The organism is Curtobacterium sp. SP.BCo (assembly GCF_051903265.1).
Classification (GTDB): Bacteria; Actinomycetota; Actinomycetes; order Actinomycetales; family Microbacteriaceae; genus Curtobacterium.
This window is the reverse complement of the sequence record NZ_CP194337.1, coordinates 2,491,505-2,506,404: the sequence shown is the minus strand read 5'-3', so window position 1 is coordinate 2,506,404 and position 14,900 is coordinate 2,491,505. Positions and strand designations below refer to the sequence as shown.

12 protein-coding genes are annotated in these 14,900 nt (G+C 69.8%); 9 read left to right on the top strand and 3 right to left on the bottom strand.

What is annotated here, in order from left to right; genetic code table 11:
* Positions 1-4: 4 nt before the first annotated feature.
* The 9 genes from uvrA to ACRQ4B_RS11895 all read left to right on the top strand — a co-directional run bounded on the left by uvrA (position 5) and on the right by ACRQ4B_RS11895 (position 11,258).
* On the top strand, positions 5-3,034 hold the full coding sequence (gene uvrA / locus ACRQ4B_RS11935) for an excinuclease ABC subunit UvrA (RefSeq protein WP_439691651.1): 3,030 nt from the start codon (positions 5-7) through the stop codon (positions 3,032-3,034).
* Complete coding sequence (uvrC, locus tag ACRQ4B_RS11930; RefSeq protein WP_439691650.1) at positions 3,035-5,152, top strand: excinuclease ABC subunit UvrC; 2,118 nt, start codon at positions 3,035-3,037, stop codon at positions 5,150-5,152. It begins immediately after the preceding gene.
* 100 nt (positions 5,153-5,252) lie between these two features.
* Positions 5,253-6,155 carry an RNase adapter RapZ gene (gene rapZ, locus ACRQ4B_RS11925; protein WP_439691649.1) on the top strand — a complete coding sequence of 301 codons (903 nt, stop codon included), beginning with the start codon at positions 5,253-5,255 and terminating at the stop codon, positions 6,153-6,155.
* Between the two features lie 75 nt (positions 6,156-6,230).
* The gene (whiA, locus tag ACRQ4B_RS11920) at positions 6,231-7,211 is read left to right on the top strand and encodes a DNA-binding protein WhiA (protein WP_439691648.1); all 981 of its coding nucleotides are present in this window, start codon (positions 6,231-6,233) and stop codon (positions 7,209-7,211) included.
* Between the two features lie 257 nt (positions 7,212-7,468).
* Positions 7,469-8,473, top strand: a complete 1,005-nt coding sequence (gap, locus tag ACRQ4B_RS11915) for a type I glyceraldehyde-3-phosphate dehydrogenase (protein ID WP_439691647.1) — start codon at positions 7,469-7,471, stop codon at positions 8,471-8,473.
* Positions 8,474-8,477: 4 nt separating this feature from the next.
* Complete coding sequence (locus ACRQ4B_RS11910) at positions 8,478-9,695, top strand: phosphoglycerate kinase (protein WP_439691646.1); 1,218 nt, start codon at positions 8,478-8,480, stop codon at positions 9,693-9,695.
* A gap of 43 nt (positions 9,696-9,738) precedes the next feature.
* The gene (gene tpiA, locus ACRQ4B_RS11905) at positions 9,739-10,518 is read left to right on the top strand and encodes a triose-phosphate isomerase (RefSeq protein ID WP_439691645.1); all 780 of its coding nucleotides are present in this window, start codon (positions 9,739-9,741) and stop codon (positions 10,516-10,518) included.
* A 119-nt stretch (positions 10,519-10,637) separates the two neighbouring features.
* Positions 10,638-10,889 carry a preprotein translocase subunit SecG gene (gene secG / locus ACRQ4B_RS11900; RefSeq protein ID WP_058727797.1) on the top strand — a complete coding sequence of 84 codons (252 nt, stop codon included), beginning with the start codon at positions 10,638-10,640 and terminating at the stop codon, positions 10,887-10,889.
* A gap of 3 nt (positions 10,890-10,892) precedes the next feature.
* Complete coding sequence (locus ACRQ4B_RS11895) at positions 10,893-11,258, top strand: RNA polymerase-binding protein RbpA (protein WP_439691644.1); 366 nt, start codon at positions 10,893-10,895, stop codon at positions 11,256-11,258.
* Positions 11,259-11,545: 287 nt separating this feature from the next.
* Here the strand turns inward: ACRQ4B_RS11895 and pgl are convergent, their stop codons facing one another.
* From pgl to zwf, 3 genes are all read right to left on the bottom strand, one after another.
* A complete protein-coding gene (pgl, locus tag ACRQ4B_RS11890; protein WP_439691643.1) occupies positions 11,546-12,316 on the bottom strand; it encodes a 6-phosphogluconolactonase in 771 nt (256 codons plus the stop codon).
* A 98-nt stretch (positions 12,317-12,414) separates the two neighbouring features.
* Positions 12,415-13,359, bottom strand: a complete 945-nt coding sequence (locus ACRQ4B_RS11885; RefSeq protein ID WP_439691642.1) for a glucose-6-phosphate dehydrogenase assembly protein OpcA — start codon at positions 13,357-13,359, stop codon at positions 12,415-12,417.
* Entirely contained in the window at positions 13,356-14,894 is a 1,539-nt protein-coding gene (gene zwf / locus ACRQ4B_RS11880; protein WP_439691641.1) for a glucose-6-phosphate dehydrogenase, read from the bottom strand. The genes ACRQ4B_RS11885 and zwf overlap by 4 nt, the downstream gene beginning before the upstream one ends.
* Between the last annotated feature and the right edge of the window lie 6 nt (positions 14,895-14,900).

The following is a 14,900-nucleotide window of genomic DNA, read 5'->3' as shown; positions in this document are numbered from 1 at the left end:
GACGATGACCATCACTTCTGACCGCGGTACCTCGACGTCGGGCCGGAACGCCTTCGGCGAGCCCGCAGACCTCCACATCCCCGGCGGGACGGCACCGCACAGCACCTCCACGCTCAGCGTGCGCGGTGCCCGCGTGCACAACCTGCGCGACGTCGACCTCGAGATCCCACGAGACTCGCTCGTCGTGTTCACCGGCCTGTCCGGATCCGGCAAGTCCTCGCTGGCGTTCGACACGATCTTCGCCGAAGGGCAGCGCCGCTACGTCGAGTCGTTGTCCGCCTACGCGCGACAGTTCCTCGGGCAGGTCGACCGCCCTGACGTCGACTTCATCGAGGGCCTGTCGCCCGCGGTGTCGATCGACCAGAAGTCGACGAACCGGAACCCGCGGTCGACGGTGGGCACGATCACCGAGGTCTACGACTACATGCGTCTGCTCTGGGCGCGCATCGGCATCCCGCACTGCCCCGTGTGCGGTGAGGTGATCAGCAAGCAGAGCGTCCAGCAGATCGCCGACCAGCTCATGGAGTTCGAGTCCGGCACCCGCTTCCAGGTGCTCGCGCCGGTGATCTCGAAGAAGAAGGGCGAGTTCGTCGACCTCTTCCAGGAGCTCGCGGCCTCCGGGTACGCCCGTGCGATCGTCGACGGGGAGCGCATCCAGCTCAGCGACCCGCCGAAGCTCAAGAAGCAGGTCAAGCACGACATCTCCGTGATCGTCGACCGGCTCGTGGCGAACGAGGACATCCTCGGCCGCCTCACCGACTCGTTGGAGACGGCTCTGCGCCTGACCGACGGCACGGTCGCGATCGACCTGGTCGACGCCGAGGGCCCCGGTGCGGTGCGCACCTACTCCGAGAACCTCTCGTGCCCGAACAACCACCCCTTGGCCCTCACCGAGATCGAGCCGCGCACGTTCTCGTTCAACGCGCCGTTCGGTGCGTGCCCGGAGTGCTCGGGTCTCGGTACCCGCATGTCGGTGGACCCCGATCTTATGCTCGGCGACCCCGAAGCCTCGCTCCGTGACGGCGTCCTGCTGCCGTGGACGGGGACGAGCGGTCTCTACTCGTACTTCGAGAAGCTCCTCGCGGGCCTCGGCAAGGAGCTCGGGTTCGACCTGGACACCCCGTGGAGCCGTCTCGACCCGTCGGTGCAGGCGGCGATCCTGACCGGCAAGGACTTCCAGGTGTCGGTGTCCTGGCGCAACCGGTTCGGCCGCGAGATGCGGTACACGAGCGGGTTCGAGGGCGTCATGCCCTACATCGAGCGCAAGTTCGCCGAGGCCGAGTCGGACTCGCAGCGCCAGCGCTTCCAGGGGTACCTGCGTGAGGTGCCCTGCCCCGTGTGCGAGGGCACCCGCCTCAAGCCCGAGGTCCTCGCCGTCTCGGTCGACGGCCGGAGCATCGCGGACGTCACCGAGATGTCCCTCGACAACGCGTACGCGTTCATGGACAGCCTGACCCTCACCGACCGGGAAGCCCACATCGCCGCGGCGGTCCTGCGCGAGATCCGGGCACGGCTGGAGTTCCTGCTCGAGGTCGGTCTCAACTACCTCACCCTCGCCCGCGGTGCCGGCGGCCTGTCCGGCGGCGAGGCGCAGCGCATCCGTCTCGCCACCCAGATCGGTTCCGGCCTGACCGGGGTGCTCTACGTCCTCGACGAGCCGAGCATCGGGCTGCACCAGCGCGACAACCGACGGCTGATCGACACCCTGGTCAAGCTCAAGGACCTCGGCAACACCCTGATCGTCGTCGAGCACGACGAGGACACCATCCGCACGGCGGACTGGGTCGTCGACATCGGCCCGGGCGCGGGTGTGAACGGCGGCAACGTCGTGCACTCGGGTTCGTACGAGGGGATCATCGAGAACCGCGAGTCGATCACGGGGGACTACCTCGCCGGCCGACGCGCGATCGAGGTCCCCGCCCAGCGTCGGAAGGTCAACCTCAAGCGCACGATCAGCGTGCAGGGCGCGCGAGCGAACAACCTCAAGTCGATCGACGCGGACTTCCCGCTCGGCGTCTTCACCGCGGTGACCGGGGTGAGCGGCTCGGGCAAGTCGACGCTCGTCAACGACATCCTGTACAAGGTGCTCGCCAACCAGCTCAACGGTGCCCGCCACATCGCGGGCAAGCACACCCGGGTGAAGGGCCTCGACCAGCTCGACAAGGTCGTGCACGTCGACCAGGCGCCGATCGGCCGCACCCCGCGGTCGAACCCGGCGACGTACACCGGTGTCTTCGACCGGATCCGTCAGCTGTTCGCCGAGACCCCCGAGGCGAAGGCCCGCGGTTACCAGCCCGGACGCTTCAGCTTCAACGTCAAGGGCGGGCGCTGCGAGAACTGCTCGGGCGACGGCACGATCAAGATCGAGATGAACTTCTTGCCCGACGTCTACGTCGCGTGCGAGGTCTGCGGCGGTGCGCGGTACAACCGCGAGACGCTGCAGGTGCACTACAAGGGCAAGGACATCTCCGAGGTCCTCGACATGCCGATCAGCGAGGCGGCCGAGTTCTTCGAGCCGATCTCCGCGATCCACCGCTACATGGCGACCCTCGTCGACGTGGGCCTCGGCTACGTCCGCCTGGGGCAGAGCGCGACGACCCTCTCCGGCGGCGAGGCGCAGCGCGTGAAGCTCGCGACCGAGCTCCAGCGTCGGTCGAACGGCCGTACCGTGTACGTGCTCGACGAGCCGACGACGGGTCTGCACTTCGAGGACGTCCGGAAGCTCCTCCTGGTGCTGCAGAGCCTCGTCGACAAGGGCAACACCGTCATCACGATCGAGCACAACCTCGACGTCATCAAGTCCGCCGACTGGCTCATCGACATGGGTCCCGAGGGCGGTTCGGGCGGTGGCACGGTCCTCGCGACGGGGACGCCGGAGCACGTGGCGACCGTGCCGGAGAGCCACACCGGTGTCTTCCTCAAGGAGATCTTCGACGCGCAGGACGCCCGTGTCGGCAAGCAGCAGGCGGTCGGTGCACGGAGCGCCACGCAGAAGGCGCCGAAGGCGAGCAAGCAGAAGGCGGGTGCTCGGTAGGTGGCGGACACCGTCCCGTGGCGCCCGAAGGCCGGTGAGATCCCGACCGACCCGGGCGTCTACCGCTGGCGCGACGAGGCCGGTCGGGTGCTCTACGTCGGCAAGGCGAAGAACCTCCGCGCCCGGCTGAGCAACTACTTCGCGCCGCTGCCGACCCTGCACGAGCGGACGCGGCGGATGGTCCTGACGGCGCGCAGCGTCGAGTGGACGACCGTCGGTTCCGAGATCGAGGCGCTGCAGCTCGAGTACACGTGGATCAAGGAGTTCGATCCGCCGTTCAACGTCAAGTTCCGCGACGACAAGTCGTACCCGTACATGGCGATCACCCTCGGGGACGAAGCGCCCCGGGTGATGGTGACGCGGAACCGGAAGATCAAGGGTGCGAAGTACTTCGGCCCGTACCCGAAGATCTGGGCGGTGCACGACACCATCGACCTGATGATCAAGGTGTTCCCGATCCGCACCTGCTCGGACTCGTCCTACAAGAAGGCGATGCAGACCGGTCGGCCGTGCTTCCCGGGCCAGATCGGCAAGTGCGGTGGCCCCTGTTCGCAGAAGGTCACGATCGCCGAGCACCGTGCGCTCGTCGACGAGTTCGTCCGCTTCATGGGCAGCTACGACCGTCGCGTGATCACCGAGCTGCGACAGCGGATGGGTGCGTCGGCCGACGCGATGCAGTACGAGCAGGCCGCGAAGTACCGCGACCAGGTCGAGGCGCTCGAGGCCGTCCTCGAGAAGTCCGCCGTGGTGCTCCGCGACTCGGTCGACCTGGACCTGTTCGGCGTGAGCGAGGACGAGCTCGCGGCGGCCGTGCAGCTCTTCTCGGTGCGTGGCGGGCGCATCCGCGGTGTCCGCGGCTGGGTGGTCGACAAGGAGCTCGACATCTCGACCGGCGACCTCGTCGAGCAGATCGTGCAGGGACAGTACGCGGCCGAGGAACCCCCGCGCGAGGTCGTGGTCCCGGAGCTCCCCGAGGACGCCGAGGCGCTGCAGCAGTGGCTCAGCGAGCGGCGCGGTGGGCGTGGCACGAAGCTCAGCACCGCGCAGCGCGGGGACCGCGCCGGGCTCGCGCGGACTGCGGCGCAGAACGCGGCGCAGGCGCTCATGCTCTACAAGACGAAACGTTCCGCGGACTACACGACCCGGTCCGCGGCCCTGGCCGACATCCAGGACGCCCTCGGCATGACCGAGGCGCCGCTGCGCATGGAGTGCTACGACATCTCGCACCTGCAGGGCACGAACGTCGTCGCCTCGATGGTCGTGTTCGAGGACGGGCTGCCCCGCAAGGACCAGTACCGCCGGTACACGATCGCCGAGACGACCGACGACACCGACAGCATGTACCAGGTGCTCTCGCGACGGTTGGCGCGCCTCGACGAGGACGCCAGCGTGCCGGACGTCCCCGACGTCACGAGCGACGAGGTCATCGAGGGCTCGAAGCCGACGAAGCGCTTCGCGTACCGACCGCAACTGCTCATCGTCGACGGTGGACAGCCCCAGGTGCAGGCGGCGAAGCGGGCGATGGACGAGGCCGGTGTGCACGACATCGCCCTGGTCGGGATCGCGAAGCGGCTCGAGGAGCTCTGGCTGCCGGACGACGACTTCCCGGTCATCATGCCGCGCAACTCCGAGGCCCTGTTCCTGATCCAGCGCATCCGCGACGAAGCGCACCGGTTCGCGATCACCCACCAACGGACGCGTCGGAAGCGCGATGTGCGCTCCCGGCTGTCGGAGATTCCCGGCCTCGGACCGAGCCGGGTGAACGCGCTGCTGAAGCACTTCGGTTCGGTCGCGCGGCTGCGTGAGGCCACCGCGGAGGAGATCGGTGAGGTGCCGGGCGTCGGGCCGGCGACCGCGGCAGCGGTCGTCGCGAAGCTCGCGCAGACCCCCACGAGCGCGCCGAGCGCGCCGACCCCCACGAGCGCGCCGAACACGTCGAACCCCACCAGCACGCCGACCCCCACCAGCACGCCGAGCGCGCCGACCCCCGCGGGCGCGCCGGATCCGGACCCCGCCAGCGCAGCGGACGCGACCAGCGACCCGCAGGACGGGACGGAGCCCGGAGGCTCGGTGCGGGTCCCCGACATCACCTCCGACGGCCCGCACCTGCCCTCGTGACGTCTGCCGTGCCTCCTGGCCCGTCCCGGGGGATACCCTTGTCCTGCCGAGACCTCCCCGGGCGACGCGCCCGGGCCGCCACGACGGAGCCCACTCCCAGATGACCGACAGCGCCCAGGCGGCGACACGATCGCCGCAGCAGCACGACATCCTCATCGTCACCGGCATGTCCGGGGCCGGGCGCTCCACGGTCGGCAAGGCGTTGGAGGACCTCGGCTGGTACGTCGTGGACAACCTGCCGACGCAGATGCTCGCGCCGCTCACCGAGCTCGCGGACCGCGCGGGGGAGAAGATCCCGAAGATCGCGACCGTCGTGGACGTCCGCGGTGGACGCTTCTTCACCGAGCCCGAGCAAGCCGTCGAGCAGGTCCGGAAGTCCGCGTCCGCGCGGGTCCGGGTGCTGTTCCTCGAGGCGACCGACGCCGTGCTCGTCCGCCGCTTCGAGCAGGTCCGTCGACCGCACCCGCTGCAGGGCGAGGACACGCTCCTCGACGGCATCGCGCGGGAGCGGAGCCGGCTGGCGGCCCTGCGCGAGGCCTCCGACGTCGTCATCGACACGTCCGACCTGAACATCCACCAACTCGCGAACACCGTCACCGAGCGGTTCGCCGACGACCACTTCGTGGGTGTCCAGGTGACGCTGATGAGCTTCGGGTTCAAGTACGGACTGCCGGCCGACGCCGACATGGTGGCCGACGTCCGGTTCCTGCCGAACCCGTACTGGGTCCCGGAACTCCGGGCACACACGGGCCTCGATGCGCCGGTCTCCGACTACGTCCTCGCGCAGCCCGGAGCCCGCTCCTTCGTCGATCGCTACGCCGACGTCCTCGAGCCGGTGTTCGAGGGGTACCAGCGCGAGAACAAAAGACACGCTACGATCGCCATCGGCTGTACCGGCGGCAAGCACCGCTCGGTCGCCATCGTCGCCGAGCTGGCGAACCTCCTCCGCGGGATGCCCAACGTCGCCGTGCGTGTGAAGAACCGAGATCTCGGCCGGGAGTGACCGTCCCTCCGGCCGCTCCACACGACGTGCGCCGGGCACGCGGACCCCACCAGAAGAAACGTTAGGAATGATGCTGTGCCGTTGACTGCCGAGGTCAAGGACGAACTGGCCCGGGTCGTCGTGAACCGCAACACGGTCCGCGCCGCCGAACTCGCGACGATCCTGCGGTTCGCGGGTGGCCTGCACGTCATCTCGGGCAGGATCGCGGTCGAGGTCGAACTCGACACCCGGATCATCGTCCACCGCGTGCGGAAGGACCTCGCCGAGCTGTACGGCGTGCGGAGCGAGGCGTCGGTGGGGTCGTCCGCGTCCGCCCGCCGTGGCACCCGGTACCTCGTGCGCGTGCTCGAGGCGGGGGAGACCCTCGCCCGCCAGACCGGCCTGATGGACGCCCGTCGTCGTCCGGTCCGCGGACTGCCCAACCGGCTCACCACCGGCAACCGCGAGGACCTCGCCGCGATCTGGCGCGGTGCGTTCCTCGCCTCCGGCACGCTGACCGACCCGGGGCGGGCCGCGGCGCTCGAGGTCACCTGCCCCGGCAACGAGGCCGCGATGGCGCTCGTCGGCGCCGCGTCGCGGCTCGGCATCGCCGCCAAGGGCCGCGAGGTCCGCGGCGTGCACCGCGTCGTGATCCGCGACGGTGAGGCCATCGGGCAGATGCTCACGGTGATGGGTGCCGCGCGCACCACCGCCGAGTGGGAGGAGATGCGCCAGCGCCGCGAGGTCCGCGCGACCGCCAACCGCCTGGTGAACTTCGACGACGCCAACCTCCGCCGCTCCGCGCAGGCCGCGGTCGCCGCGTGCGCCCGCGTCGAGCGTGCGCTCGAGATCCTCGCCGACGAGGTCCCGGACCACCTGAAGTACGCCGGCTCGCTCCGGCTGCAGCACCGTGACGCCTCGCTCGACGAGCTCGGTCAGCACGCCGACCCGCCGATGACGAAGGACGCCATCGCCGGACGCATCCGCCGGCTGCTCGCGATGGCCGACAAGAAGGCGTCGGACCTCGGCATCCCGGGGACCGAGGCCAGCGTGCCCGAGGAGCTCGAGGGCGCCTGATCACGGACGTCCCGACGACCGGACCGGAGGCGCGGTGCCAGCTGGCACCGCGCCTCCAGTCCGTTCCGGGGCACGTGCACCGCACCGATCGCGACCGTCCGGACGGACCGTCATCGGGCGCGGGCGCGCAGTGTCCGACTGCTAGGGTCGTTACGGCGACGTTACGGGGCGTATCGTCCACCACACGCGGGCCCGAAGGGCCCTGCGACTCCGAAAAGCAGCGCCCCCTGGGCGCTCCACACCCACCAGGAGATCCATTGACCGTCAAGATCGGTATCAACGGCTTCGGCCGCATCGGCCGTAACTTCTTCCGGGCCGCCCTCGCCAAGGGCTCCGACCTCGAGATCGTGGCGGTGAACGACCTCACCGACAACGCCGCGCTGGCCAACCTGCTGAAGTTCGACTCCATCACGGGCCGTCTCGGCAAGTCCGTCGAGCTCGACGGCGACAACATCGTCGTCGACGGCAAGGCGATCAAGGTCCTGGCGGAGCGTGACCCCGCGAACCTGCCCTGGGGCGAGCTGGGCGTCGACATCGTCATCGAGTCGACCGGCTTCTTCACCAAGGCCGCCGACGCGCAGAAGCACATCGACGCGGGCGCCAAGAAGGTCATCATCTCCGCTCCGGCCACCGGTGACGACGTCACCATCGTGCTCGGCGTGAACGAGGACCAGTACGACCCGGCGAACCACAACATCATCTCGAACGCGTCCTGCACCACGAACAGCCTCGCGCCGCTCGCCAAGGTGTTCAACGACAAGTTCGGCATCGAGCGTGGCCTGATGACGACGGTGCACGCCTACACCGCCGACCAGAACCTCCAGGACGGCCCGCACAAGGACCCGCGTCGTGCCCGTGCGGCCGCGCTGAACATCGTGCCGACCTCGACCGGTGCCGCCAAGGCCATCGGCCAGGTCATGCCCGAGCTCGCCGGCAAGCTGGACGGGTTCGCGCTCCGCGTCCCGGTCCCCACCGGTTCGATCACGGACCTCACGCTCGAGACCAAGGCCGAGGTCACGGTCGACGAGATCAACGCCGCCTACAAGGAGGCCGCTGAGGGCCCGCTCAAGGGCATCCTGCTCTACAGCGAGGACCCGCTGGTGTCGACCGACATCACCACGGACCCGCACTCCTCGATCTACGACTCCGGCCTGACCAAGGTCATCGGCGGCCTCGTGAAGATCACCTCGTGGTACGACAACGAGTGGGGCTACTCGAACCGTCTCGTCGACCTCACCGAGTACGTGGGCGAGCGGCTCTAAGCAGATGGCGCTCCGCACCCTCGGCGACCTCGGCGACCTCGCCGGCAAGCGTGTCGTCGTCCGTTGTGACCTGAACGTCCCGCTCAAGGACGGCACGATCACGGACGACGGCCGCGTCCGGGCGTCGCTCGACACCCTGAACACCCTGATCACCGCCGGCGCGCGCGTCATCGTGATCTCCCACCTCGGACGCCCCGACGGCGAACCGAAGCCGGAGTTCTCGCTCGCGCCGGTCGGCCAGCGGCTGTCCGAGCTGCTCGGGAAGGAGGTGACCTTCGTCGGCGAGACCGTCGGCGACGAGGCCACCGCCGCTGCCGAGGCCCTCGAGGACGGTGACGTCCTGCTGCTCGAGAACCTCCGGTTCAACCCGGAGGAGACCGCGAAGGACGCCGCCGAACGCCAGGCGTTCGCGGACCGCATCGCCGCCCTCGGAGACGCGTTCGTCTCCGACGGCTTCGGCGTTGTGCACCGCAAGCAGGCCTCGGTCTACGAGCTCGCGTCCGCGCTGCCCAGCGCGGCGGGTTCGCTCATCGAGACCGAGCTCGGCGTGCTCGAGCGGCTGACCTCGTCCCCGGAGCGGCCGTACACGGTCGTCCTCGGCGGGTCGAAGGTCAGCGACAAGCTCGGCGTCATCGACCACCTGCTGCCGCAGGTGGACACGCTGTGCATCGGCGGCGGCATGCTCTTCACCTTCCTCGCGGCCCAGGGCCACGGGGTCGCGAAGTCGCTGCTCGAGGCCGACCAGCTCGACGTGGTCCGCGCCTACCTGGCCAAGGCCGACGAGCTCGGCGTGACCATCGACCTGCCGACCGACGTCGTCGTGGCCTCGGGCTTCGCGGCCGACGCCGACCACGAGACGGTCGCGGCCGACGCGATCGAGTCGTCCTCGTTCGGTGCGGACGGCATCGGCCTCGACATCGGTCCGGAGACGGCGGCGCGGTTCGCGTCCGCTGTTGCCGGGTCGAAGACGGTGTTCTGGAACGGCCCGATGGGCGTGTTCGAGTTCCCCGCGTTCGCGGCCGGCACGAAGACCGTCGCGCAGGCGCTCACCGAGGTCGACGGCCTCGGCGTCGTCGGTGGCGGTGACTCCGCTGCCGCCGTCCGGTCCCTCGGGTTCTCGGACGACCAGTTCGGCCACATCTCGACCGGTGGCGGTGCGAGCCTCGAGTTCCTCGAGGGCAAGTCGCTCCCCGGTCTCGAAGCACTGGGGTGGTCTCGATGACCCGGACACCGTTCATCGCCGGCAACTCCGGGAAGGACGCAGCATGAATCGCACCCCGTTCATCGCCGGCAACTGGAAGATGAACCTGGACCACCTCCAGGCCATCGCCACCGTGCAGAAGCTCGCGTGGACGCTGAAGGACGCTCGCCACGACTTCGACGACGTCGAGGTCGCGGTGTTCCCGCCCTTCACCGACCTCCGGAGCGTGCAGACGCTCATCTCGGCGGACAAGCTGCCGATCCGCTTCGGCGCGCAGGACCTGTCGCAGCACGACTCGGGTGCGTTCACCGGGGACGTCTCCGGGGCGTTCCTGTCAGCGCTCGACGCGCAGTACGTCATCGTCGGACACTCCGAGCGGCGCACGCTGCACGGTGAGACCGACGAGGTCGTCGCCGCGAAGACCGCCGCGGCCGTCAAGCACGGACTCGTGCCGGTGGTCTGCGTCGGCGAGACCGGCGAGCAGCGCACGGAGCGCGGCGCGGGCGTCGTGCCCGTCGAGCAGCTGCAGGTCGTCCTCGACGCAGTGCAGCCGTCCGAGATCGTCGTGGCGTACGAGCCGGTATGGGCGATCGGCTCCGGCCAGGCAGCGACCGCCGAACAGGCCCAGGAGGACTGCGCCGCACTGCGTCGTGGGATCGCCGCGGCCTGGGGCGACGAAGCCGCTGCCGAGACCCGTGTGCTCTACGGCGGCTCGGTGAAGTCGGGCAACATCGCCGGCTTCCTCCGCGAGCCCGACATCGACGGCGCGCTCGTCGGTGGCGCCTCGCTCGACGTGCAGGAGTTCGCGGCGATCGCGCGCTTCCGGCAGCACGTCGGACTCTGACAACCGTGCTCAGGCCGGCCGTGTCCGCACGGCCGGCCTGAGCCACGCCCGGCCTGCGGGCCCGGTCCGGTCCACCGGGCCGGTATACTCGCATGGCTGACTGACACGAAAGGTACGTCGTGGCGATTCTCTCCGTCGTGCTGCAGGTCCTGCTCGCTATCACGAGCCTCCTGCTCACGCTCCTCATCCTGCTGCACAAGGGCCGCGGTGGTGGCCTCTCCGACATGTTCGGCGGCGGCGTGACGAGCAACCTCGGGGCGTCCGGCGTCGCCGAGCGCAACCTCAACCGCATCACGGTGATCCTCGGTCTGGTCTGGATCGTGTCGATCATCGTGCTCGGTCTCATCAACAAGTTCACGGCGGGGAGCTGATCCATGGCAAGCGGAGGCAGTGCAATCCGAGGGTCTCGCGTCGGCGCGGGCCCGATGGGGGAGCAGGACCGCGGGGTCCAGGCGGAGCGCGTGGCGATCTCCTACTGGGACGCCCTCGGCAACGAGGTCGTGCGGTACTTCGCCGCCGGGCTCCCCGAGGACGAGATCCCCGAGACGGTGGACTCGCCGTCGACCGGGCTCCCGGCCGGCCGTGACAAGGAGAACCCGCCCGTGGTCTCCAAGACGGAGCCCTACAAGACGCACCTCGCGTACGTGAAGGAGCGCCGCACCGAGGAAGAGGCAGCACAGCTCCTCGAGGACGCGCTCCAGCAGCTGCGCGAGCGTCGCGGCACCGCGAAGAAGGACTGACGCTCCGAGCGTCCGAAGGCCCCCGCACCGATCCGGTGCGGGGGCCTTCGTCGTTCCGGCCTTGTACCCGCGTACGGGCGGCCGGCGAGCTGGTCGCGCGACATCCCGCGTGCGAATCGCCGAGGTCGCAGGAACTGTCGCCTCGAGGCTCCCGCGGCGACACGTTCTGCGACCTCGACCTCGACCTCGACGGGGCCCGGGCAGGCGGGCGCGCGACCGCACGCACAGACGGACGGGAGGCGCGGTGCCAGCTGGCACCGCGCCTCCCGTCCGTCAGGGGGTCGCGTCTAGTAGGTCGACGCGATGAGGTTCTCGGGGACGTCGCGAGCGGCGTCCTGGTCCACGAAGAACACGGTGCGCTTGCGACCCTGCACACCGCCGACGGGGACCTCGTCCACCGCGGCACCCGCGAGCGCGAGCCCGAGCACGGAGGCCTTCTCGGCGCCGGACAGGATCACCCAGACACGCTGCGAGGCGTTGATCGCCGGGTACGTCAGGGTCAGGCGCTGCGGCGGCGGCTTGGGGGAGTCGTCCACCGAGAGCACCACACGGTCGGTCACGGACAGCTGCGGGAACTCCGGGAAGAGCGACGCGGTGTGCCCGTCGGGGCCGACCCCGAGGAGCGTGATGTCGAACCGGGGCGCGATCGCGTCGTCCGGAGCTGCGGCGAGGAGCTCCTGCTCGTAGCGGGTCGCGGCCTCGTCGATCGAGAGCCCGGAGTCCGAGGCCGCGATCGGGTGGATGTTCGACTCCGGGATGTCGACGTGGTCGAAGAAGTCGGTCTGCGTGCCGGTGATGTTGCGATCAGCGTCGCCCGCCGGCACCCAGCGCTCGTCGACCCACCACACGTGCACCTTCGACCAGTCGACGCTCTCGCGCGCCGGCGACTGGCCGATGGCGGCGAGGACGAGGGAGGACACCGAGCCACCGCTGATGGCGATGTCCGCGCGCTCCTGCTCGTCGAGCACGTCGATGATCTTCGTGATGAAGCGTGCGGCGACGGAAGCGCCGAGGGCCTGCTTGTCCGGGTGCACCAGCACCCGCCGTTCGTTGGTCACGTGACTCCCGTGTTCGTGGCGGTCGGTCCGAGCGACGACCGTCGTCGGTCCGACCGGGCCCCAGGCGAGTGCCGGGGGCCCGGTCGTGTGGGGTGTGCTCAGCCGGCGATGGTCTCGCGCAGCTGGGGGACCCCGTGCTTGACGACGTCTCCGAAGAGGACGTCCGGGTCGAGTCTACGGAGTTCCTCGGCCAGGCAGTCGCGCAGGTTGCGGCGCGGCAGCGACAGGTCGTGCGTGGGCTGCCCGGGCATCGAGAGCGTCGCGACGTCCACCAGGGAACGCTCGAGGTCGATGGTGCCGGACTCGCGCACGAGCTTGACGCCGTGGATGCCGCTCGACCCGGTCGCGCGGGGCGACGTGACGACGGACACCGGGACCTCGAGCCGCAGCTGCAGCCACGCGGCGAGGAGGATCGTCGACGGGCTGTCGGACGCCCCGGAGACCTCGACGGCGGTGACCGGCTCGTACGGCGGCTGGTCGAGGGCCGCGGCGAGCTGGTTGCGCCAGAGGGTCAGCCGGGTCCACGCGAAGTCGGTGTCGCCCGGTACGTACGAGGCACCGAGGGCCTCGATCGCGCCGTTCGGGTCCTTCTGCGCGGCGGCGTCCGTGATCCGGCGCTGGGCGATGCGACCCAGTGCCGAGGCGGACGGGCGCTCGGGAGCGGTCTGCGGCCACCACGCCACGACGGGGGCGTCCGGCAGCAGGAGGCCCGTGACCAGGCTCTCCTCGTCGGTCGCGGTCTCGCCGTAGGCGCGCAGGACGATGACCTCGCTCGCGCCCGCGTCGCTGCCGACGCGGATCTGCGCGTCGAGGCGGCCCGGGGACTTCGTGTCGCCGTCGTTCTTCGACACGATGATCACGCGCATGGGGTGCTCGCGCGACGCCTCGTTCGCGGCCTCGATCGCCTCTTCCTCGTGGCCCAGGGCCGTCGAGATGATGAGGGTGAGGACGCGACCGAGGGCGACGGCGCCGCCCTCCTCGCGGATGTGGACGAGCTTCTTCTGGATCTTCGAGACCGTGGTGTTCGGCAGGTCGATCTTCATGGACGCCTCCAGGTCCGGCCGTCGCGGGCGAGCAGGTCGTCGGCCGAGGCCGGACCCCACGTGCCGGGACGGTACTGCTCGGGCTGGCCCTGCGTGGCCCAGAACTCCTCGATCGGGTCGAGGATCTTCCACGACAGTTCCACCTCTTGGTGACGGGGGAACAGCGGCGGGTCGCCGAGGAGCACGTCGAGGATGAGTCGCTCGTACGCTTCCGGCGAGGCCTCGGTGAACGCGTGGCCGTAACCGAAGTCCATCGTCACGTCGCGCACCTGCGTGCCGACGCCGGGGACCTTCGAGCCGAACCGGAGCGTGACGCCCTCGTCCGGCTGCACACGGATCACGAGTGCGTTCTGCCCGAGGGGCGACTGCGTGTTGCCGTAGACGTCCTCGGGGACGCGCTTGAACACGATCGCGATCTCGGTGACGCGGCGGCCGAGACGCTTGCCCGCACGCAGGTAGAACGGGACGCCCTGCCAGCGACGCGTGGCGATGTCGAGCTTGATCGCCGCGTACGTCTCGGTGCCGGACTCCGGGTTCATCCCGGCCTCCTCGAGGAAGCCGAGCACCTTCTCGCCGCCCTGCCAACCGCCGGCGTACTGCCCGCGGGCGGTGGCGGTCGACAGGTCCTCGGGGAGGCGCACGGCGGAGAGGACCTTCTCCTTCTCGGCACGGAGGTCCGCGGCCTTGAACGAGACGGGCTCCTCCATCGCCGTCAGGGCGAGGAGCTGTAGCAGGTGGTTCTGGATGACGTCGCGCGCCGCACCGATGCCGTCGTAGTACGCGGCACGTCCGGCGACGCCGATGTCCTCGGCCATCGTGATCTGCACGTGGTCGACGTAGTTCGAGTTCCAGATGGGTTCGTACATCTGATTCGCGAAGCGGAGCGTCAGCAGGTTCTGGACGGTCTCCTTGCCGAGGTAGTGGTCGATGCGGAACACGTCGTCGGGCGCGAACACGCTCTCGACGATCGCGTTCAGCTCGCGGGCCGTGCGGAGGTCGGAGCCGAATGGCTTCTCGACCACGACGCGGCTCCACGAGTCCTCGCGCTTCTCGGTCAGCCCGGACAGCTTCAGCTGCTCGGTGACGACCGGGAACATCTTCGGCGGGATGGAGAGGTAGAACGCGTGGTTGCCGAGCGTCCCGCGCTCCGCGTCGAGGGTGTCGACGGTGCGCTTGAGCTCGCGGAACGCCTCCGGGTCGTCGAACGACCCCTGGACGAACCGGATGCCCTGTTCGAGCTGACGCCAGACGTCCTCGTCGAACGGGGTGCGCGAGTGCTCCTTGACGGCGTCGTGGACGAGCTGGGAGAAGTCTTGGTCCTCCCAGTCACGTCGAGCGAACCCGACGAGGGCGAACCCCGGGGGCAGGAGCCCCCGGTTCGCCAGGTCGTAGACCGCGGGCATCAGCTTCTTGCGGGACAGGTCGCCCGTCACGCCGAAGATGATGAGGGTGCTGGGTCCCGCGATCCGGTTCAGTCGACGATCCGTCGGCAGCCGGAGCGGGTTGTGCTCCGGGGTGATTGCCACCGGTGACATGAGTCG

Excerpts from the sequence above, each read along its gene's own strand:
- uvrA (WP_439691651.1), top strand. The coding sequence starts at position 5 with ATGACCATCACTTCTGACCGCGGTACCTCGACGTCGGGCCGGAACGCC.
- rapZ (WP_439691649.1), top strand. The coding sequence starts at position 5,253 with ATGACCGACAGCGCCCAGGCGGCGACACGATCGCCGCAGCAGCACGAC.
- ACRQ4B_RS11910 (WP_439691646.1), top strand. The coding sequence starts at position 8,478 with ATGGCGCTCCGCACCCTCGGCGACCTCGGCGACCTCGCCGGCAAGCGT.
- tpiA (WP_439691645.1), top strand. The coding sequence starts at position 9,739 with ATGAATCGCACCCCGTTCATCGCCGGCAACTGGAAGATGAACCTGGAC.
- ACRQ4B_RS11895 (WP_439691644.1), top strand. The coding sequence starts at position 10,893 with ATGGCAAGCGGAGGCAGTGCAATCCGAGGGTCTCGCGTCGGCGCGGGC.
- ACRQ4B_RS11885 (WP_439691642.1), bottom strand. The coding sequence starts at position 13,359 with ATGAAGATCGACCTGCCGAACACCACGGTCTCGAAGATCCAGAAGAAG.
- zwf (WP_439691641.1), bottom strand. The coding sequence starts at position 14,894 with ATGTCACCGGTGGCAATCACCCCGGAGCACAACCCGCTCCGGCTGCCG.